Below are 20,344 nucleotides of genomic sequence, written 5' to 3'. Positions count from 1 at the left end.
CCGATGAGACCAAACAGCGGATTCTACAAAAACAGTGTTTGTCTTGTGTTTTTGTGTGTGTTTGGCAAAAAATCTTACGCACCTTGATGTGCAAAATAAAAAAATTGGGTGGGCTACCTGTGATGAATATAAATAATCAATACCAAGATTATGTTTGGTATTTTTAATCAATACGCCATTTTTGGCAAAAATTTCACTTTTGTCATCACTTTATTTGGTAACGTGCTAAACTATATCAGATTTACCCAAATTTTCCTATCAAAATTTTAAAAATTTAACAATATGATCCAAAATTCCCCCAAAACGCCCCAATCGGCTGATGATGCGATTAGCGATTTTAGCCGTGTCAATTTTTTGACCGTAACTGAAAGCCAAGACGGACAACGCATTGATAATTTTTTGCTCGCTCGCCTAAAAGGCTTGCCCCGCTCGCACCTATATAAGCTCATCAGAGACGATGAAATCCGCATCAATAAAAAACGCTGTAAGCCCCATGACCGCATTAGTACAGGCGATGTCGTGCGTGTCGCTCCCATTCGCCTATCGGTGCGTGATGAACCTGTGGTGTCAGACGACTTTGCCAAAGGCTTGCTTGGACGAGTGGTGTTTGAAAATGACGGCTTGATTGTGCTAAACAAACCGCACGGCTTGGCGGTGCATGGCGGAAGTGGCGAGAGTTTTGGGGTGATTGAAGCCATGCGAGTGGCAACGGGCAAAAAATATTTAGAACTTATCCATAGGATTGACAAAGACACGTCAGGGCTACTGCTTATCGCCAAAAAACGCAGTACCTTAAAAGACTTACAAGCCCATTTTAGAGAAAAAACCATACAAAAAGACTATCTGTGCGTGGTGCATGGCACGGTCAAGAGCGGTCAAAAAATAGACAAACCACTCCTTAAATACACCCTAAAAAATGGCGAAAGACGGGTCAAGGTGGACAAAGACGGCAAACCGTCCCAGACTGTGATAGAGGTGCTGGCGACTTTTGAGATGGACGGCATGGCGGTAAGCCTTGTCAAGGCAAGTCCCTTGACAGGACGCACGCACCAAATCCGTGTGCATATGGCAAGTATCGGTCATGCCTTGCTTGGCGATGACAAATACCAATCGCCCACGCAAGCAAGCCTTGCGACCCAAAAAGGCATAAAACGGCTGTGTCTGCACGCATGGCGGATTGCTGTGCCGAGCGATGATGGTGTGCAGGTGTTTGAAGTGGATATGCCTGATGATATGAGGGGGTTTGTGGGGGATGGGGTTTAGGATTGTGTGCGATTATTTAACATGGGTTAAGAGCTGGTTAAGAGTAAGTAAGGTGTATACCACGCACCACTATGTTTTTAGGCATTGTTAATGGGTAAGTTTTTTGGATAAATTGGTAGGGAAAAATTGCAATTTGCTCCTACAAATCCATCCAAAATTATCATCAATTAGCAAAGGCTTAAAAAAATATTGGTGCGTAATACGCACCTTATCATTACGACAGACAAACACAGAACGCTTCCCCAAATCAACCCAATTTCCCCAAAAAGCCCTAGACAATTTGCCAATTTTATTTTACAGTAGTCATTTATATTTTTTGGAAAAACCGCCATGAAACCTGTAATGATAGACACGACCGCCCGCCATGAAGCCATTGCCAAATCCATTTCTGACACAGGACTATCTCGTGATGAGCTGTTGGGGGCGATTGATTTGGGGTCGAACAGTTTTCATTTGGCAATCGCTCGGCTTGACCACGGGGAGGTGCGCCGTATCGCCAGCATTTCTGAAAAAGTGCAATTAGGGGCAGGGCTTGACGAAAACAACGTCCTATCTGAGGAAGCCATGGAGCGTGGCATTGACTGCCTAAAACGCTTTTTACCCCATGTTAGCGAAATCAGCCCCGACCGCCTAAGGGTGGTGGCAACCAACGCCCTAAGAAAGGCGGTGAACGCCCAAGAATTTATCCGCCGTGCCAATGCTTTTTTGCCAAAGCCCATTGAAGTCATCGCAGGGCGTGAAGAAGCTCGCCTTATCTATCTTGGCGTGTCGCACTCCAACGCCAGCACCGACAAACGCCTTGTGATTGACATCGGTGGGGGCAGTACCGAATTTATCATCGGGCAAGGCTTTGAACCCATTGAAATGGAAAGTTTGCAAATGGGCTGTGTGTCTTTTACTCGTAAATTTTTTGCAGACGGACGTATCAGCGAGCGTGCGTTTGACGGGGCGATGACGGCAACCCAAACCGAGCTGTTAAGTATCGCCAAACGTTACAAAAAAACAGGCTGGGACAATGCCATCGCGTCATCTGGCACAGCAAAGGCGTGTAAACTTGTGCTAGAAGAGCTGGGATTTGCCAAAGATGTCATCACGCTGGACGGCATGATAAAATTAAAAAAACACCTTATCAAACTTGGTAATATTGACAAAATCACCTTTGAAGGGGTAAAAGCTCATCGCCAAGCGGTATTCCCAGCAGGAGTGGCGGAGCTGTTGGCAATCATGCAAACGCTTGATATTAAAGAGCTTTATTATTCGGACGGGGCGTTGCGTGAAGGCGTGATGTATGACATGCTGGGGCGACTTGACAATGAAGACGTGCGAGACCGTTCGGTGTCCGCCCTTGCCGAGCGGTATTCGGTGGATTTTAAGCAGGCGGGGCGTGTCATGACGACCTGTGGGCGACTGTTTGATATGGTCAAGGCGGATTTGGGCTTTGATGATGAAGACAGGGACTTGCTCCGCCGTGCATCCAATTTGCATGAGATTGGGCTTGCCGTGGGTCATAGCAACTATCAGCGTCATAGTGCGTATTTGCTTGAATTTTCGGACATTGCAGGATTTGCCCAGACAGGGCAGGCGAGCATGGCTCAGATTGCCCTAAACCACAGACGAAAACTCAAATCCGAAAACCTAGATATTATTGAAAACCTAGGCGGTCGCAAACTTGCCTATCTGTGCCTGATTTTACGCCTTGCCGTTACCGCTAACCACTCACGCACCATAAAATCCGCCCCCATTTATTTATCCATTGGCAAAGACAAAGACCACTGGAAAATCACGCTAGGGGACGGCTTGCACAAAGAGCTTATCGTTAATGAACTAAATAATGACATTGCCCAATTTGCCAAATGGGGGGTGAAATTGTCGGTGGTGGGGTAAATCCATGACCGCACACAAGAGCAATGATGACATTCCAAGCCGTATGAGTATTCCCTTACCATTTGTCATCATGCGTGAGAATGTCGACAAAGAGCAACTTGTCGAGCAATATGGCAGAGTTTTTCAAAATGCTTGGCGGATTTATGGTTTCTTTATGATAATGATGATAATGCCAATAGCATGGTCGTTTATTGGTGGTGCGACACCAGATGATTTAATAGCGGTTGGGCGTTTTTGGTTAATTATAACAGTGACAATGACTGGAACTGTGTTTTTTCAAAAACGCCAAAAAGAAAACACATTAAAAGAAATCAAAAATCTGCCAAAAATTACCCCTTTTATCGCTATCACTCATCAGGACGTGCGTGTGTACAATAGGTTTGGCAAAGAGCTTGTTGCGATACCGATTGACAATATCGCAACAATGTATGCGTTTGATTTATCAGGCGGTAGCAAATTGCACATTCATTACAAAAGACCATTTTGGCGGTTTTTTGTTTATACAATTGGCTCCAATGAAATGGGGGCGACTTTTTATTTTGAACATCAAAATGAAAAATACATTCCCGAAAGTCTCAAAAGTTGCGTCTGGATAATTAGTAATATGGTAAAAATGCTCCAACAAGACCGAGTCGCCAGCCATTTCCCTTTTGTTAAGAAAAACTACACCAATGGGCGAGCGTGGGACGACCCCTAAACCATTTCCCAAACGCCAAAAAATATGCTAAACTATTTAAGTTTACATTTGTATAGATTATAAGGAAAAACCTATGAGCCAAGCTGTTAGCCAAGTTTGGGAAAGTGTCAAACTTGCCCGCCATGCCGACCGTCCGCTGTTTTTGGATTATGTCAAGACGCTATTTACTGAATTTGATGAGTTGCATGGCGACCGTGCATTTGCAGACGACCGTGCGATTTTGGGCGGTCTTGCTCGTTTTGACGGCAAGCCTGTCATGGTCATCGGTCAGCACCGTGGGCGCTCTACTCGTGAGCGGATTACCCACAATTTTGGTATGGCAAGCCCCGAAGGTTACCGCAAGGTCATTCGCCTTGTGCAGATGGCGGAACGCTTTGGCTTGCCTGTTTTGACCTTCATTGACACCCCAGGGGCGTACCCTGGTGTGGGAGCAGAAGAGCGTGGGCAGGCAGAAGCCATTGCCCGTGCCATTGCGGTATTTAGCAGTCTTAACACCCCAATCATCGCTACCGTCATCGGCGAAGGCGGTTCGGGCGGAGCGTTGGCAATCGGTGTGGCGGATAAGGTCAATATGCTCCAAAACAGCATTTATTCGGTCATCTCCCCCGAAGGCTGTGCGTCTATTCTATGGAAAACCGCCGAAAAAGCCCCTGATGCGTCCGAAGCGTTGAAACTGTCGGCAAATAATTTGCACCAGTTAGGACTCATTGACGAAGTTGTGGACGAAGGGCAAGGCGGACACATTGAGCCTGATGTGGTGATGACAAATTTGAAAAATTTGTTAAACGAGCAATTAAACGAGCTTGAAATGCTGGGCAAAAATGAGTTGCTCGCTGGGCGGTACGAGCGTCTTATGAGATTTAATTCTAAGATTTCGCTGTGATTGTGATGTCAGACAAACCGCCAAAAAGGGCGGTTTATTATTGCCAAAACTACCGACAATGCAGGCAAAATTTGCTATAATACCACGTTTTATCCAGACCGACCGCCATGACCGCATACGCCCCCACCGATGAGCAATTATCCGCCCTAAATATGGCGATGACAGGCGATTCCTTTAAAATCGTGGCGTATGCAGGGGCAGGCAAGACCACGACACTCAAACTCATCAGCGAGAATTTGCGTGGGCGTGGGCGTGGGCTGTATTTGGCATTTAATAAGTCCATCGCCAGTGAAGCCCAAGGCAAATTTCCCCCCAATGTCAAATGCCAAACCTTTCACTCACTTGCCTATCGCCATGTGCCACGGGGCATTACCGCCAAAGTGAGCCTGCCACGGCTGACCCCTGCTAGACTGGCAACGGAGCTTGGCTTGAGTGCCATCGAAGTGGAGCGAAGTTTTGACGGGGTCAAAAAATCCGTGGTGCTGACCCCTGTCAAACTTGCCAATATCATAAGCGAAGCCATCATTACGTTTTGTAAGACGTCATCTGCCTATCCTGCCCCACGCCACATCACGCCCCCGTCTTGGCTATCGGATGCTGACAAGGTGCGCTTGCAAGAGCTACTCTATCCTGCCTTTGAATATCGCTGGCTGTCGTCTATCGACCCCCGCCATCAAGCAGGGATAGGGCATGATGTCTATCTAAAACTGTGGACGCTCTCAAATCCCATCATTCCTGCCGACTTCATCCTGTTTGACGAAGCCCAAGATGCCGACCCGCTCATGATGGGGGCGTTATTACAACAAAATAAGCAGACCATTTATGTCGGGGATGCTCATCAGCAGATTTATGAATGGCGGGGGGCGACCAATGCCATGAAACGCTTGCCGTATCCTGCCACGCTACTCACGCAGTCGTTTCGCTTTGGTGATGAGATTGCCAAAGTTGCCAATATTTTTTTAAAGGCATTACAAGAAGAAATCCCTCTAAAAGGCAACCCTGCCAAACATTCGATGACCGCACGCCTGCTGGCAAATGGACAAAAAGATGCCATTCTTTGTCGTACCAACGCCAACGCCATGGCACGTCTGTTGGCAGGGCAAAAGATGGGGCATAAAGTCGCCCTGCAAGCCGACAGTGCAAGAATACTGCGATTTTGCCAAGGGGCAGACAGCTTAAAACATGGCAAATCTGCCTATGGCACGCCCGAGCTTGCCTTTTTTAGTCATTGGGGCGAAGTCCAAGAGTTTAGTGAGACAGGCGAAGGCAGTGACCTAAAAACATGGGTGCGACTCATCGAAGAGCATGGCACCAAGACCATCACATCCGCCATCAATAACCTAACCACGCATTCACACGCTGACTATGTCGTCTCTACCGCCCACAAATCCAAGGGGCTAGAATGGGGCAGGGTGCAGATAGATGATGACTTTTTGTACGATGTCAATCGCCAAACCGTCAAAATCAGCCCAGAAGAGCTACGCCTGCTCTATGTCGCCTGCACTCGGGGCAAGGACGTGCTGGACGTGGACGGCATTAAGGAGCTGTTGGCAGGACTGGTCAGTGGTAAGAAATTGGTGTATGGGTAGGGTAATGGGTGTAGTGATTTAAATTGGGGATGACACGGGGCGATTTGTTACATCCATTTTAAAAAGGGACGTGTAAAAAAGGCGTGTATGCCACGCCCCTATGCATTATGCATTTGATAAATGAGTTGTTATTTACCAGACTTGCCAAACTTTTTACCAAACGCCTTATTGGTAAAATCAACCGCTTTATTTAGATAAGGACGAGCCTGCTCAAAATACGGCTTGGCTTGTTTGACATAATCAGCATAAGGCTCAGGCAAGCTCGCCCCTTGCTTGGCAACACCTGCAAACCACAGTACGAGCTTATAATCGCCCGAGATGACCACATCGCCATCTTGGACGGCACTCATAAAACTGGCGATGTCGCCTTTGGCAAGCAGTCGCACGCCCGTCATGGAGTCTTTAAAATCAATGGTCAAATCAGCATGTCTGGCAGTCCCCAACGCCTGCCCAAAATGCCCATCAACAAAGCGGTAGTAGCGTGCCACGTCATCGCCACCTTTAAATTGAATGGCAAGCTCTTTGTCTTTGACTAGGTTGTGATAAGTTTCGTTATCGCCCTTGGATAGGGATAACAGTCGCAGTCCCAAGCCGTACAGCAGGGCATCCAAAGGGTTGGTTTTTACGTCAATGATGGGTAAAGTTGGCATGGTGTTCTCAAAAATGATAAAAGACAATACTCTAACGCAAATCTGAGCGTTTATAAAGTGTTTTTTGGTAACTTGCATTTATCAGTGCTTATCAAAGCGATGACCCATGGCATACAGTACGCCTTCTAGTCCTGTGATATTGACCGAAGTGTCAGCTTTAACACGCACGATGGGCTTGGCTTTATAAGCAACACCAATGTCACTAATCGCCATCATCGGCAAATCGTTTGCCCCATCGCCTACGCACACCACTTCTTCCATGTCTATCGCCATCTTGTCAGCGACATGAGCGACAATGCGGGCTTTGGCTTTGCCGTCAATGATATCAGACCCAACCCCGCCTGTCAGCTTACCGCCTGTTGCCAGTAGGGGATTGGCATGATATTCATCCATGCCCAACGTTTCAGCAACGTATTTGGCAAACGGGGTAAAGCCCCCTGATATCAGCACCGTGCGACAGCCTTTGCTTTTTAGGGCTTTGATGGTGGCAAATGCCCCCTCTGAGAAGCTGATGTGGTCTTTGATAATCTCATCAACCACCGAGACATCCACGCCCTCTAAGAGTGCCACACGTTTGGCAAAACTTTCATTAAAATCTATCTCACCACGCATGGCAGATTCGGTGATTTCTGCAACCTTGTCCGCCACGCCAGCAATGCGTGCCAACTCAACGATAACCTCTTGATGAATGAGCGTTGAATCCATGTCAAAACAAACAAGTTTATGACGGCGAAGCATTTGGGCGATGGATAGGATATGAACGTCAATATAGTCTTTTTTGAGTTGTGCCATCTGCTCGGGGGTAAGTTCGGATACTTGCCCTGTCTCATCAACTTGAAATTGATAGTTGGGCTTGGGCTTTAAGGTTTTTCTTAGATAAGCGGTCAGCTGTTCATCGATGATGTGGGCGACCGCCTCACGCTTGTCGGCATTCATCTCTTTGTGGTCGGTTGGGATGAGTAAATAACGATATACCGCCACGTCAGAGAGATGCTCATGAGTACCAATCAGATGTGCATTAGCAACCGCCATCTCATCATCAGCGACCACCACCGCTTGCCAGCCCCTTTGCTCACTGCTCCATGCTTGCACCACGTCATCCATTTGCCGACCACTGTCTGTCAGTTTATCAACTGCTGTCTTTGCTACCACCACAATAATGGCAAAAACGGGCAGCTGTTTTAGAGCTTGAATACTGCCTGTTGTACCCTCAGGCAAAAGATGTGCCACACGGTCAATGGCATTTTGCCATGCCTTAGAATCTTTGGGAAGTGCATAAGTATTCATCGTTAGTACTCGTTATTGTTGATGTTGCGTTTTATTGTAACATTTTTAGCTGGGCAATGAAAAGTTAAAATTGGCATGAACATGAATTATTGAAATTTTATAACAACTTGGTCAATATTATGTAAAAATTTTATCCAAATCATGCCAGTATGAGTTTAAGTGCTTAAAATTTCACAAAAAAAATGATAAAATCTACACCCTATTTGTCCACATGCCCAATGAACGATTCATCATGACCTATCCTGCCCCCCGTCACGGCTTATTTGCTGTTTTTATTTTGGTAAGCCTAACCCTAAATTTGCTGTTTTTTGTCATCAGTGCCGAGCGACAGCAAAAAGAGCGTTATGAGCGTAGCATACAGGCAGAAGCGGTGGCGATTGCCGAAGAGCTGTCCGCACCGCTTAGCATTAACGACCGCATCAGCATGAGCGTGGTGGCAAATCGCTACATTCGGGGCGATGACGTGGCATTTGTGGGGGTGTATGATGTTAATGACAATCTGCTCGTGCCTGTGGGCAAAGAGACAAACGGGGAGGCGGTCAAAGAAGTGGTGACAGGCAGTCAAAGCGTGTTGGGCTATGTGACGGTGCAGACGCATGAGATTAATCGAGCCAAGATTATCTCTGATAACTGGATGTATCTGGTGGGGGTGGCGTTTTTACATGCACTGCTATTGCTTATTTATGGCTATGTGGCACGCCCGACCGACGCCATCCGCATTGAGATTTCCCATGACGTGCGTAACCGCCTGCTTGCCAAGGGACTGCTGTATGATGTCAATCAAAAGAACCACGCCCACAGCAGTGGCGACCCCATCGGCACTCAAACAGGCTCATCTAGTACACATCACGCCAAGCATGATACGCCCCCCGCCCAATCTGAACCGTCACATCAAACACAAAGCGAGCATACTTATGTCATCCAAGCCCGCTTTGACGACCCCAATGACCTGCTTGCCACGGTGGGCAATCAGACCAAAAACGTCTATTTTTCGCTGTGCCATCAGCTACTGAGTAAGGCGACCACAGAACTGCTTGCCCTGCCGGTGTTTCATGGGGTCAGTGTCGAGAGTATTTCGCCCTTTGGTGACCAAGGCTGTCGTATCGTGCTGTCAGGCAAAGACAAATACAGCAAATCTGCCCTAGCATCCATCCTGCTGGCACGACTGACACTCATGCTCAATCAAACCATCTATGACAAGCACCGTGAACTCAAACGCTTTGCCCTACCCATGCGTACTTATGTCAGCGACGTCGCCCGTCAAGATGAAGTGGTGAGCGTGGGCATAAAACACCGCAAAACACCACTGGTGCTGATGCCAAATCGTGTCATCACGGGTCTGTCGCCCCATGGTAATTTTCTAAAACTTGCCGACCCGATTAGTGTTGCCGAGCGTGAATGCCGTCATCTAAGACACGTGAGCGTCTCCCATGCCGAGACATTGGAGCGAGTGCGAGACAAGGTATTGCTGTCTGGCTGATGGATAAACATGGGGAATGGTGGCAATATTTTTAAAAATTTACTTGACAAAAGATGATTTTACCTTTATAAGGATTTTGAAATTGGGTCAGTTTGTTTTTGCCAAATTGATTTAAAAATAAAAACAAATTTACCCATTTTACCCGTTATTTATTTACCCCAACCCATTTATCCAAAAGGAGTTATCATGAGCGGTCTTGATGATGATTTTGATGATGATAATTTTGAAGAAGATGCCGATGCCCAACTGGCAGACGACACCAAAGCCAAACCCTTAGAAAAACGCCTTAAAATCGACGCCATGCTCGAAGAGCAACGCCTAAATAAACTCATGCGTGCCTTAGAAGATGACGATGATTTTGCCGAATTTGATGATTTGGACGATGATGATTTTGATGCCTAAACTTGCCTTAGGCTAAGTTTGGTGTTGTCATTTGCCTGTCATCTAATTATACCACTTTTAGTCATGCTATTTTAATCCAAACCCTAAGAGTACACCCATGACCCGTGATGAATTAATGACGCTACTATACAGCGAAGAGACGAACCCTTATGGCTTTGACCCTGTTGCCACGCATGGGTTTTTGACTGCCAGTATCGTCGGCAAGCCTCTGCCAAATTGGCTGTCTGTCTATTTTGATGGGCATGAAAATGACGTGAGCGACGATGTCAAAACCGCCCTGACGGCATGGCGAGATGAGATTTATCAAACCCTAAAAGACGAAGAGCTTGTTGAACTGCCCTTTGATGCTGATGACGAAGAAGAAGACTTTGGCGAAGACTCAGACGTGGTGGCGTGGTGTATCGGCTTTATCGAGGCGATGTATGGCGATGAGTCTGTGGACTGGTTTGATGATGCCGACACCGAAGAAGACGTGGCGGAGCTGACCTTGCCGATGGTCATCTTGTCAGGCATGGATGAAGAGAGTGAAGAGCTTGGCATGATGCGAGGTGACATTGACATGATGGTGCAGCTCGCCAATAGTCTAGAAGGCAATGTTACTGAGTTGTTTTTGTTGTTCCATACCAATGATTGATGGCGATGACTATACCGATTTTTATGATTTTTGATAATTTTTATAAAAATTAGTCATAATTATGCCAAACTTTGTGACAAAATGATTAAAAATGCGTTATAATAGAAGTGTAAAACCATTTTACACTTCTTTTTTATTAACACAGGTAACCCCCAATGTTAAAACACATTCTTTTAGCGACCAGCGTAATTGCGTTGTCTGCCACAGCGTCTGCCAACCTAACTTTTAAAGCAGGTCTAGGCTATCTTGACCCAACTGCCGAAAAAGACATTGCCGCAGGTCTCCCGAATGCCAAAGCAAGCAGTGAGATGGCGGTATTGCCTTCTTTTGACTATCGCTTTGCCAACAGCCCATTTTCAGCAGAGTTGTTATTGGCGAGCCCATTTGAACACACCGTAAGTGTTGGTGCCAATGATGCCAACAGAGGCGATGTGGCTAAATTCAAGCACCTGCCACCAACTTTGACATTTAAATACAACACGCCAGAATACAACGGTTTTGGTGCTAACATTGGTATCGGTGCGACTGTACTTGTGCCTTATGAAGAAGAGCTTCTTGGTAGTAATGCCAAACTAGAAGCAGACACCGTTGTTGCTCCTGCCGCCCAAATTGGTGTAACTTACTCTAAGCCATCATCACCATGGGGCGTGTTTGCTGACGTGCGTTATGTAGACCTAAAAACTGATTTGGAAGTTGACGGTGCCAAAATCGGTGAGCTAGAAGTGAACCCTGTGGTCTATGCCCTAGGTGTTAGCCATAAATTCTAATCTGTATATCAGTTAGACGTCAAATCCCTGACCGTTGGTTGGGGATTTTTGTTGATAAAAATCTTTACAAGTGTTTTTAAATGAGTTATGCTAAGTCATCAGTCTTAGGATGGATAATTTTAGGATTGATGACTTTTTATTTTATTTGTAAGGACACATCATGCACGACCACATTTACGGCTATGAAGCCAGCCCTCACGCCTATCCTTTTCCACTCATTATCAAACAACTCTTAAATCGAGCCAAAACCGTCTCGCTTGACCAAGAGATTTTTTATGCCGACAAAGCCCGATTTACTTATCGGGAGTTTTTGGGGCGGATACAGCGTTTTGCCAATGTTTTGACCGATTTGGGGCTAAAACGAGGCGACGTTGTGGCAGTCATGGACTGGGACAGTCATCGCTATTTAGAAGCGTATTTTGCCATTCCCATGCTCGGGCTGATTTTGCAAACGGTTAATATCCGCCTGTCCCCTGAAAAAATCCTATATACCCTAAACCACGCCAAGCCCAAGGCGTTGCTCCTTAACTCTGAATTTATGCCGATGATTGGCAATCATGTCCATGACGTGCCAAGCGTTGAGAAAATCATTTGGCTTGATGACCACGCCACGCCTGCCCCTGATTTTGTGGTGGGCGAGTACGAAGAGCTGTTAAGCCGTGCCGATGATGTATTTGAATTTGAAGATTTTGACGAAAATACCATTGCCACGACTTTTTATACGTCAGGCACGACAGGCGACCCTAAGGGCGTGTTTTTTAGTCATCGTCAAATCGTCCTACACGCCATGGCGGTGGCAACGGGGGCAAGCCTAAACCCCGATGAAGTTGGGCTTAGATACTCGGACGTGTATATGCCGATTACGCCAATGTTTCATGTTAATGGCTGGGGCATTCCCTATGTGGCGACCATGGTTGGGTTAAAACAGATTTATCCAAGCCGTTATGTGCCAAGCCTACTGGTAGATTTGGCAATCAAACACAAGGTAAGCTTTACCCACTGCGTACCGACTATTTTACAAATGATGCTAAAAGAAGCAGGCGAGCGTGATATTGCCTTTGACGGCTTAAAGATGATTATCGGTGGCTCACGCCTGACCGAAGGGCTTGCCAAATCCGCCCTAGCCCGTGGCATACAGGTCTATACCGCCTATGGCATGAGTGAAACCTGCCCTGTGATTACGGTGGCAACTTTTGACAAAAAAGAGCCTTTAACGCCTGAAAACTCACTTGCCATTCGGGTAAGTACGGGCGTGCCTGTGCCACTGGTGGACTTGCAAATTTGGAATGAACACGGGCAAATCCTACCCCAAGACGGCAAAACCACGGGCGAAGTGGTGGTGCGTACGCCGTGGCTAACCCAGAGTTATTTTAAAAACCAAGACGCTGGCGATGAGCTGTGGACGGGTGGTTATCTGCACACCCAAGACATCGCCCACATGGACGATAAAGGCGTGGTGCGAGTTACCGACCGCCTAAAAGACGTCATCAAGTCAGGGGGCGAGTGGGTGTCGTCATTGGAGATTGAGACGATTTTGTCGTTGCACCCGTCTGTGGCGGACATTGCCGTCATCGGTATTCCTGATGACAAATGGGGCGAGCGACCTTTGGCGTTGGTGGTCAAAAAGCCAAATCATGATGACATTACACCTGATGATATTTTGGCATTGGCACACCAAGCCTATGAACGTGAGATTATACCCAAATATGGCATACCGAGCGAGCTACGTTTTGTCGCCGACATTCCCAAAACCAGCGTGGGCAAGCACGACAAAAAGGTGATTCGCACGCTCGTGGCGGACGGTGAGTTGTAACTGATTGCCATAGGCTTTATGGGGCTGACTTTGCACCCCAAAATTGGCATTATTAAAGGACGTGCTCAGCACGTCCCTACATCCACATGACATGAATTTGTGGTAATTTTATAATTCTTTGACTGTATAACAGAAGTGGGGCAGGCGGTCAAGACAACTGGCGATATCTGACCTGTTCTGCCCATAACTTACGGCTGTTTAGGGGTTTGTAGTCAAGTAGGTAGTCTATCATCGCCCGATGTACCTGTCCGAGCAGTGCCAAGGCGGTGGGGCTTGGCTGATGATGGTCAGACTCGCTGACCGCCCTAATCACCGCCCCTGACATGCCAGTGCCGTCGGTGCTAACAAAGCCCCATGCGGGGATAAAGTCATAATATGCCTGCACATCAATCGCTCGCCCTGTCTCATCTGTACCCCAGTCAATGCCTACGCCCAGCTCATCAAACAACGCTCTCTCAAACTGCCGTAGTGTCCGTTTCATCTTGTTCATGTTGCTCATCTCATGAGCGGTGCTGTTGCCCGTTTTATTATTTTTATCATCGCCCATGTTATGACTGACAGCTTGGAGTTGTGTTATGCTGTCATGGTAGTGTTGCCATAGGGCGGGGCAGGGGTTTTCGGGGGCGATGAGTCGGCAGATGAGTTCATTAAGATAGAGTAGGGCGTACTGATTTTGCCCCAAAGGGCGTGGGGGCGATGTGGTCGTGATGTGAATTTGGGTGAAGTTTTTTAGGGTGTTTTGTCCACTGGCAAACAGCTCAATGACCGCAAAGGACGGCATGCCACGCACGCCTACGCCATGCACCACGCCATGTTCGGCACTAAAAAACTGATAAATCGCCCGTTTTTCTTGATAGGCTCGGGCATGTAGTAGATAGCCGGTCAGTGGCTCGTTTTTCATGATGGGTCGCTTGATATAAAAAGAAGTTAGCGATAACTAAGTGCCTCCGCCAAATGAGCCGTCCCCACGCTCTCTGCCCCTGCCAAATCAGCAATGGTGCGAGCAACCCTGAGCACCCGATGATAACTTCTGGCGGACAGGTTGAGCCGTGATTGGGCGGTGGCTAGAAGCTGTTTTTCGGCTGTGCCAAGCGGTATGTGTGCATCAATCTCGCTCGGGGTCAGCTCGCTGTTGGCTTTGCCTTGACGGTCTAGGGCAATTTGGCGAGCCTTTGCCACACGTTCACGCACGGTGGCGGACGACTCACCAGCAGGGGCATTTTGTAGGTCGTCTATCGGCATGGCAGGGACGTGGATATGTAGGTCAATACGGTCAAGCAGGGGGCCTGAGATTTTGTCCTGATAACGGCGGACTTGGTCGGGCGTACAGCGACAACGGTTAGACGGGTCGCCATGATAGCCACACGGACACGGATTCATTGCCCCGATGAGCTGAAAATTGGCAGGATAATCCACCTGTGAGTTGGCACGACTTATCGTGATGGTTTTGGATTCTAACGGCTGTCGCATGACTTCTAGGGTCTTGCGGTCAAACTCGGGCAATTCATCAAGAAAAAGCACGCCTTGATGAGCAAGGCTAATCTCTCCTGGTTTGGGGCGTGAGCCACCGCCCGACAACGCCACCGCACTCATGGTATGATGACAAGAGCGAAACGGACGTATACCAAATTCATAAGGCAGTCCTGCCACCGAATAAATGCTTGCCACTTCTAGGGCTTCATCGTCAGTCAAGGGCGGTAAAATGCTCGGCAGGCGACTTGCCATTAAGGTTTTGCCCGAACCAGGGGAACCTTTGAACAGTATAGAATGCCCACCTGTGGCACAAATCTCCAATGCTCTACGGGCGTGGTGTTGCCCTTTGACATCGGACAAATCAAGCGGATAAGTCGCCACCGTTTTGGCGGTCGGTATGGCGGTTGGGGTTAGCCTATCGTCCGACTTACCGCCATTGATAGCATTTAGATGACGGCAGACTTGGGCGAGATTCTGTGCCCCCAGCACGCAAATGTCCGCCACCTGCACCGCTTCGGACGCATTGGCACTTGGTAGCATTAGCGTCCGCCCACCGCCTTTTAGGGTGCGAGCCACCGACAGCGAGCCTGTTACCCCACGCAAATCGCCATTTAGGGCAAGCTCGCCGACAAATTCAAAATTATCCAGCACCGTCTCATCAATCTGCCCACTTGCCGTCAAAATCCCAATGGCAATGGGTAAATCAAGCCTAGCTCCGTCTTTTGGCAAATCGGCAGGGGCAAGGTTAATCGTGATACGGCGATTGGGAAAATCAAAACCACTGTTGATAATCGCCGAGCGGACACGGTCTTTACTTTCACGCACAGATGCTTCGGGCAAGCCAACCATGGTCAAAGCAGGCAAGCCTTGTGAGATATGAACTTCCACCGTAACAGGCGGTGCGGTCAGACCGATGACAGAACGGGTGTGGATTTGGGCGAAGGACATGGGTTACACAATCGCCTTTTGATAAACGTTGGACAATTCAGTCAAATTCACCGCATATTGCACGTTTTGATAAGTCTTACCAATCTCGCTTTGTAATACGCTCATCACACGCCCGACCAAATCCGCCTTTATCTCATCACTGCGACCTGCCATAATCGCCAAATGTGCCACCACAAAATGCTCGCCATCATCAAACGCCAGTCCGATAAGACTGTCTGTGGCATGATATACACGACTTTTGATGTCTTTGGACTGGGCAAATTGACCGCTTTCAAATAAGGCGGTATTTAGCTTTAATAACAAATCGGCTTCATCGGCGATTTTTAGGTTTTTGGATAATTCTAGGGTAAGATGGGGCATAAAACTTCCTTTTGGATTAATCAGGTTTGACACAAATCAGCACACGAATGCTGTCAGGCACGAGCGATAGATTTGCCAATGCCGACAGTCCCTGCTCTTTCATCTCAATGAGAGTCTTTATTTCATCATCTCGCACGTTGGGATTGATGGCTTGTAGGCGTTGCAGTCGTCCTATCTCTTTATCCAGATGGTCGGCAAATTGGCTTTGGGCGGACGCACTGATGGCGGACAGCTCATCGGTTGCCTTGGTTTTGGCTAGGGCGGTGATGTTGCCGATGACTTCATGTCTTGCCTTGATGACTTGACGGGCTTTGGCTTTGTCCAGTCTGTCAATGATGGGTAGAAGTTTGTCGGGGGTTGCCACTTTGGTTAGGTCATTGCCATTTTCGGCAAGTAGCACACGGATGATTTGCCCTGACAGATAGGCGGATAGGTTTAGGTGTTTGGGAGCGATGGCTTCGACTCGAAAGTGGTTTTCGATGAGCATGAGACCCTGTGGCATGGCGGATGATTTTAACAGCACCACGCTGGTGTTGCCAAACGTGCCTGACTTGATGGACTCCAACACGCCCGTCATGAGTGGGTGTTCTAGGGTCATGTATGCCATGTCTTCACGGGTCAGGGCTTGGGTGCGGTCAAAAGTTAGGGTCATACCGTCTTCGTCAAGGGGCAGTCCCGAGATGTCCTGCACTTCGGTGCTGTCAATGGGATGAATGACCCACGAATCATCACGGCTAATGCTATAATCGACGTTGAGTGCGTCCAGATAGCGGTCAAGAAATACTGGCAGTATCTGCGTGTTGTCCAGCTCATGCATGGCTTGCACGATACGTCCTGCCACGCTAGGACGGCATGAGTTGTATTCTAGTAGACGGTCTCGCCCTGCTTGTAGCTCTTCTTCGAGCTGTATACGCAGGGCGGTTGCGTCCGCCACCAGTTCGGCAAAGTCATTGGGCGTGCCTTGCCCTTCTAGTAGTGGTTTTAGGTCAGCGATGAAATGCTCTTGCACCGTTTGGGCGGTGGGACTGATGTGGTTAAAGATGTTTAGAGCGTGGTCATACCAATGATATAGGCGTTCTTGGGCGGTGCCAACGACAAAAGGGACATGCAGGCGGATTTGGGCGATTTGTCCGATACGGTCAAGTCGTCCGATACGTTGCTCTAAGGTGTCAGGGTTGGCAGGCAAATCAAACAACACCAAATCTTGGGCAAATTGAAAATTACGCCCCTCCGAGCCAATCTCGCTACACAGCAGTATCTGAGCCCCATGTGTGTCAGCAAAGTAGGCAGATGCTTGGTCACGCTCCAGCAGGCTCATCTGTTCGGTAAAGATGGCGGTCTTAATGCTAGCGTGCAGACGTAACACCGCTTCTAGGCTCTCAATGGTCGCCCCAGAGCGAGCGATGAGCAGGACTTTGTTGTGTTTTAAGTCGTTTTTTAACAGCTCAATGAGCCACGGCACTCGGGGGTCAGCTTCTAGCCATGAGCCGTCGGGAAAGCTCTCTTCGCCCCACAGCTGTTCACGCAATTTGCCATGGGTGTAAGGGGTGTTTTGCCATGCACTTGGCAGGGGGAGCGGATAGGCGATACTGGTACGTCCATAAAAACCCTGCACGCTGTCTCGGGTGTTACGAAACAGCACACGTCCTGTGCCGTGTCGGTCTAGCAGTTCGTTAATGATGTGTTGGCGGAGTTTGTCATTGGTGTTGATGTCGGCAATTTCGCTGACATCAAAGCCGAGCAGTCCTGCCACTGCCGTGATTTGTTTGTCGGTCAAATCTTTGCCGTCTATCAGCAAAGTTGCCACCATTGCCACGTCCGCAAAGGCGTCTTGGGAGGCAATAAAATCATCCAAATCATCAAAGCGGTGTGGGTCAAGCAGTCGCAGACGGGCAAAATGACTCTCTACCCCAAGCTGTTCTGGCGTGGCGGTCAGTAGTAACACCCCTGCGATGTGTTGGGCAAAATCTGCCACCAATTCGTATTTGTCATTACCGCCTTGCTCGCTGTCCCAATGTAGATGATGGGCTTCATCCACCACAAGCAAATCAAAGCCCGATGCATACGCCTGCTCATATAGGTCATGATGGTCAAGCAACAAATCAATGCTAGCAATGATGAGCTGTTCGGTGCCAAACACGTTCTCATCAGGGTTATGCTCTTTGATGGATGCTGTCCGCACTAGGTCAAAAATGGCAAAGTCTAAGTTAAATCGGCGTTTTAACTCTATCATCCACTGATACTGTAAGCTGTCAGGGACAAGAATAAGCACCCGATTTGCCCGCCCTGTGATGAGCTGTTGATGAACGATAAGCCCTGCTTCTATCGTCTTGCCCAGTCCCACTTCATCCGCCAACAGTACTCGGGGGGCTAGGCGTTTGCCGACTTCGTGAGCGATATAGAGCTGATGGTTGATGATGTCTACTCTTGCCCCGATGAGTCCACGAAGCGGATGACGGGTGAGCATGGCGTTGAGTTTCAAGGCGTCTTGACGGACTTCATAATGCTCATTATGCTCAATGCGTCCTGCCAGCAGTCGCTCCAAGGGCTTGGCGAGCGTGATGTTTGCTGATAGGCGAGTCTCCATGAGACTTTTGCCACAGGTCAAGTGATAACGCATGACATCGGCTATCTCTTCACAGCTTGCCACCACGAACTCTTGTCCGTCTTGGTCAAAAATGGTATCGCCACTGCCAAAGACCACCCGTGACAGTTGAGCGGATGCTTTGGCATACACTCGTTTTTCTTCGCTTTGGGGAAATAAGATGTGAACACAGCGGTCGTCCACTTCGATGACCACGCCCAACCCCAAATTACTCTCAGAATCGGACAAATAACGCTGACCAATGGCAAATACGCTCATAAAAATTTAACGCTCGGTAAAGATGTGATGAATTTATGTTTATGGGGGCAATCCCCATTTTATAAAGGCAAATTGATTATTTTAAGTGAAATGGGTGGGATTTTGCAATAAAAATTTGTTGTGGGTGGCAGGGGGTAAATAGCGTAATGATGGTTGTCCTATTTTTAGGCGTGGTTTGACAGGGTTAAGTTTGATGGGGTTAAAGGTGGCAAGATTAAAATAGAAAGATTTTATTTGACAAGGCAAAATAAAATAAAAACTGCCTAAGATAAATCAAACATATTATCCAAATTTATCCACATCAAATGCCAATCCGTCAAAATCACTATATTTGCCATCATCTTTTACTGTCCGATTACGGCTTTTTAATCCCCTCCAATAACCCCAAAAACCCCTTAATATACGCCATATCCATACTGCTCTCACGCACCCCTGCATACAGCTGACAATATACCCCCGCCCCGAGCGGACGTGTTACCACCCAGCCTTTTTTCTCATATTCGCTCGCCACCCAGTCGGGCAGTGCCGACACACCCCGCTCACTTGCCACCAGCTGAATGAGCATGGCGGTAAGCTCGGTCGTGCGAATATGTTTGGGGGTAACGCCATTTGGCTCTAAGAATTTGGCAATGACATCAAGGCGAGTCTGCTCCACAGGATAGGCGATGAGTGTCTCGTCCGCTAGGTCGGTAGGAGTTATCACGCTATGGCTTGCCAAGCGGTGTGTGGGCGACATCACAAGGCGACTTTCGTAGGTAAACAGTGGCTCATAATGGATACCGTCTATCGGCAAATCGCTTGCCGTGATGAGTAGGTCAATGTCGCCGTCTAGGAGCATTTGGTGTGGTTCGGGTTCAAACCCAGAAGCAAAATCGAGCTCCACATCGCTATACTCGTTACGATAGACATTTAAAATCGGCATCAGCCAATCAAAACAGCTATGGCACTCACTTGCCAGTCTTAGCTGCCCTGCTTGTCCGTGTGCCAAACGCCTTATGTCGGCTTTGGTGCGAGCGACTTGCGGCAGGACATTATCGGCAAGCTGCAAAACCAAGCGACCTGCTGGCGTAAAGGTTACAGGGCGAGTACGGCGATTGACCAGCGTAATGTCATAATAGCTTTCTAGCTCTTTTAACTGGTGAGAAATGGCGGATGCGGTCAAATTAAGCTCATCGGCAGTCATGGCAAGCGAACCGAGGCGGTCAAGGGCGGAGAGCATTTGCAAATGGCGGATTTCTAGCATGGCGGTTTTGGGTTAAAAATTTTTCAGTATTTTATCATAAAATCAAAAATTTTTCAGGTTAAAAGGTTGATAATGAGAATAAGTAGTGATTGATAATGGGGTGTGGTT

Annotated in this window: 17 protein-coding genes; 10 read left to right on the top strand and 7 right to left on the bottom strand. The window is 48.0% G+C overall.

What is annotated here, in order from left to right; translation table 11 throughout:
• Positions 1-282 precede the first annotated feature (282 nt).
• The 5 genes from DX073_RS06095 (at position 283) to DX073_RS06075 (ending at position 6,316) form a co-directional block, all read left to right on the top strand.
• Entirely contained in the window at positions 283-1,263 is a 981-nt protein-coding gene (locus tag DX073_RS06095; RefSeq protein ID WP_115006660.1) for an RluA family pseudouridine synthase, read from the top strand.
• A 330-nt stretch (positions 1,264-1,593) separates the two neighbouring features.
• A complete protein-coding gene (gene ppx, locus DX073_RS06090) occupies positions 1,594-3,147 on the top strand; it encodes an exopolyphosphatase (protein WP_115006658.1) in 1,554 nt (517 codons plus the stop codon).
• A 4-nt stretch (positions 3,148-3,151) separates the two neighbouring features.
• A complete protein-coding gene (locus DX073_RS06085; protein ID WP_115006656.1) occupies positions 3,152-3,844 on the top strand; it encodes a hypothetical protein in 693 nt (230 codons plus the stop codon).
• A gap of 73 nt (positions 3,845-3,917) precedes the next feature.
• Positions 3,918-4,727 carry an acetyl-CoA carboxylase carboxyltransferase subunit alpha gene (locus tag DX073_RS06080; RefSeq protein ID WP_115006653.1) on the top strand — a complete coding sequence of 270 codons (810 nt, stop codon included), beginning with the start codon at positions 3,918-3,920 and terminating at the stop codon, positions 4,725-4,727.
• Positions 4,728-4,834: 107 nt separating this feature from the next.
• The gene (locus DX073_RS06075) at positions 4,835-6,316 is read left to right on the top strand and encodes a UvrD-helicase domain-containing protein (protein ID WP_115006651.1); all 1,482 of its coding nucleotides are present in this window, start codon (positions 4,835-4,837) and stop codon (positions 6,314-6,316) included.
• 128 nt (positions 6,317-6,444) lie between these two features.
• Here DX073_RS06075 and DX073_RS06070 read toward each other — a convergent pair whose 3' ends face one another.
• Positions 6,445-6,966 carry a hypothetical protein gene (locus DX073_RS06070; RefSeq protein ID WP_115007528.1) on the bottom strand — a complete coding sequence of 174 codons (522 nt, stop codon included), beginning with the start codon at positions 6,964-6,966 and terminating at the stop codon, positions 6,445-6,447.
• An 81-nt stretch (positions 6,967-7,047) separates the two neighbouring features.
• A complete protein-coding gene (gene serB / locus DX073_RS06065) occupies positions 7,048-8,253 on the bottom strand; it encodes a phosphoserine phosphatase SerB (RefSeq protein ID WP_115006649.1) in 1,206 nt (401 codons plus the stop codon).
• Between the two features lie 232 nt (positions 8,254-8,485).
• Between serB and DX073_RS06060 the strand changes: the two genes are divergently transcribed.
• The 5 genes from DX073_RS06060 to DX073_RS06040 all read left to right on the top strand — a co-directional run bounded on the left by DX073_RS06060 (position 8,486) and on the right by DX073_RS06040 (position 13,349).
• The gene (locus DX073_RS06060) at positions 8,486-9,733 is read left to right on the top strand and encodes a hypothetical protein (RefSeq protein WP_115006647.1); all 1,248 of its coding nucleotides are present in this window, start codon (positions 8,486-8,488) and stop codon (positions 9,731-9,733) included.
• Positions 9,734-9,919: 186 nt separating this feature from the next.
• A complete protein-coding gene (locus DX073_RS06055) occupies positions 9,920-10,135 on the top strand; it encodes a PA3496 family putative envelope integrity protein (protein WP_029102430.1) in 216 nt (71 codons plus the stop codon).
• Between the two features lie 97 nt (positions 10,136-10,232).
• Positions 10,233-10,769, top strand: coding sequence for a YecA/YgfB family protein (locus DX073_RS06050; protein WP_115006645.1), 537 nt, complete (start codon positions 10,233-10,235; stop codon positions 10,767-10,769).
• Between the two features lie 155 nt (positions 10,770-10,924).
• Positions 10,925-11,536, top strand: coding sequence for an OmpW/AlkL family protein (locus DX073_RS06045; protein ID WP_115006643.1), 612 nt, complete (start codon positions 10,925-10,927; stop codon positions 11,534-11,536).
• A 160-nt stretch (positions 11,537-11,696) separates the two neighbouring features.
• Complete coding sequence (locus DX073_RS06040; RefSeq protein WP_115006640.1) at positions 11,697-13,349, top strand: fatty acid--CoA ligase; 1,653 nt, start codon at positions 11,697-11,699, stop codon at positions 13,347-13,349.
• Between the two features lie 148 nt (positions 13,350-13,497).
• Here DX073_RS06040 and recO read toward each other — a convergent pair whose 3' ends face one another.
• The 5 genes from recO to DX073_RS06015 all read right to left on the bottom strand — a co-directional run bounded on the left by recO (position 13,498) and on the right by DX073_RS06015 (position 20,236).
• On the bottom strand, positions 13,498-14,250 hold the full coding sequence (gene recO, locus DX073_RS06035) for a DNA repair protein RecO (RefSeq protein WP_115006638.1): 753 nt from the start codon (positions 14,248-14,250) through the stop codon (positions 13,498-13,500).
• Between the two features lie 26 nt (positions 14,251-14,276).
• A complete protein-coding gene (locus tag DX073_RS06030) occupies positions 14,277-15,770 on the bottom strand; it encodes a YifB family Mg chelatase-like AAA ATPase (RefSeq protein ID WP_115006636.1) in 1,494 nt (497 codons plus the stop codon).
• A 3-nt stretch (positions 15,771-15,773) separates the two neighbouring features.
• Positions 15,774-16,130 (bottom strand): 5-carboxymethyl-2-hydroxymuconate Delta-isomerase, encoded by a 357-nt coding sequence (locus DX073_RS06025; protein ID WP_115006634.1) that lies wholly within the window; start codon positions 16,128-16,130, stop codon positions 15,774-15,776.
• Positions 16,131-16,146: 16 nt separating this feature from the next.
• A complete protein-coding gene (gene rapA / locus DX073_RS06020) occupies positions 16,147-18,993 on the bottom strand; it encodes an RNA polymerase-associated protein RapA (RefSeq protein WP_115006632.1) in 2,847 nt (948 codons plus the stop codon).
• A gap of 355 nt (positions 18,994-19,348) precedes the next feature.
• Positions 19,349-20,236: a LysR family transcriptional regulator gene (locus DX073_RS06015; protein WP_115006630.1), complete on the bottom strand. Its 888-nt coding sequence runs from the start codon at positions 20,234-20,236 to the stop codon at positions 19,349-19,351.
• Positions 20,237-20,344 lie beyond the last annotated feature (108 nt).

Origin of the sequence: Moraxella lacunata (assembly GCF_900453205.1) — a bacterium.
In the GTDB taxonomy this organism is placed as follows: Bacteria; Pseudomonadota; Gammaproteobacteria; order Pseudomonadales; family Moraxellaceae; genus Moraxella; species Moraxella lacunata_B.
Note: the sequence above shows the minus strand (reverse complement) of the source record. Positions and strands in the feature narration are given on the sequence as shown.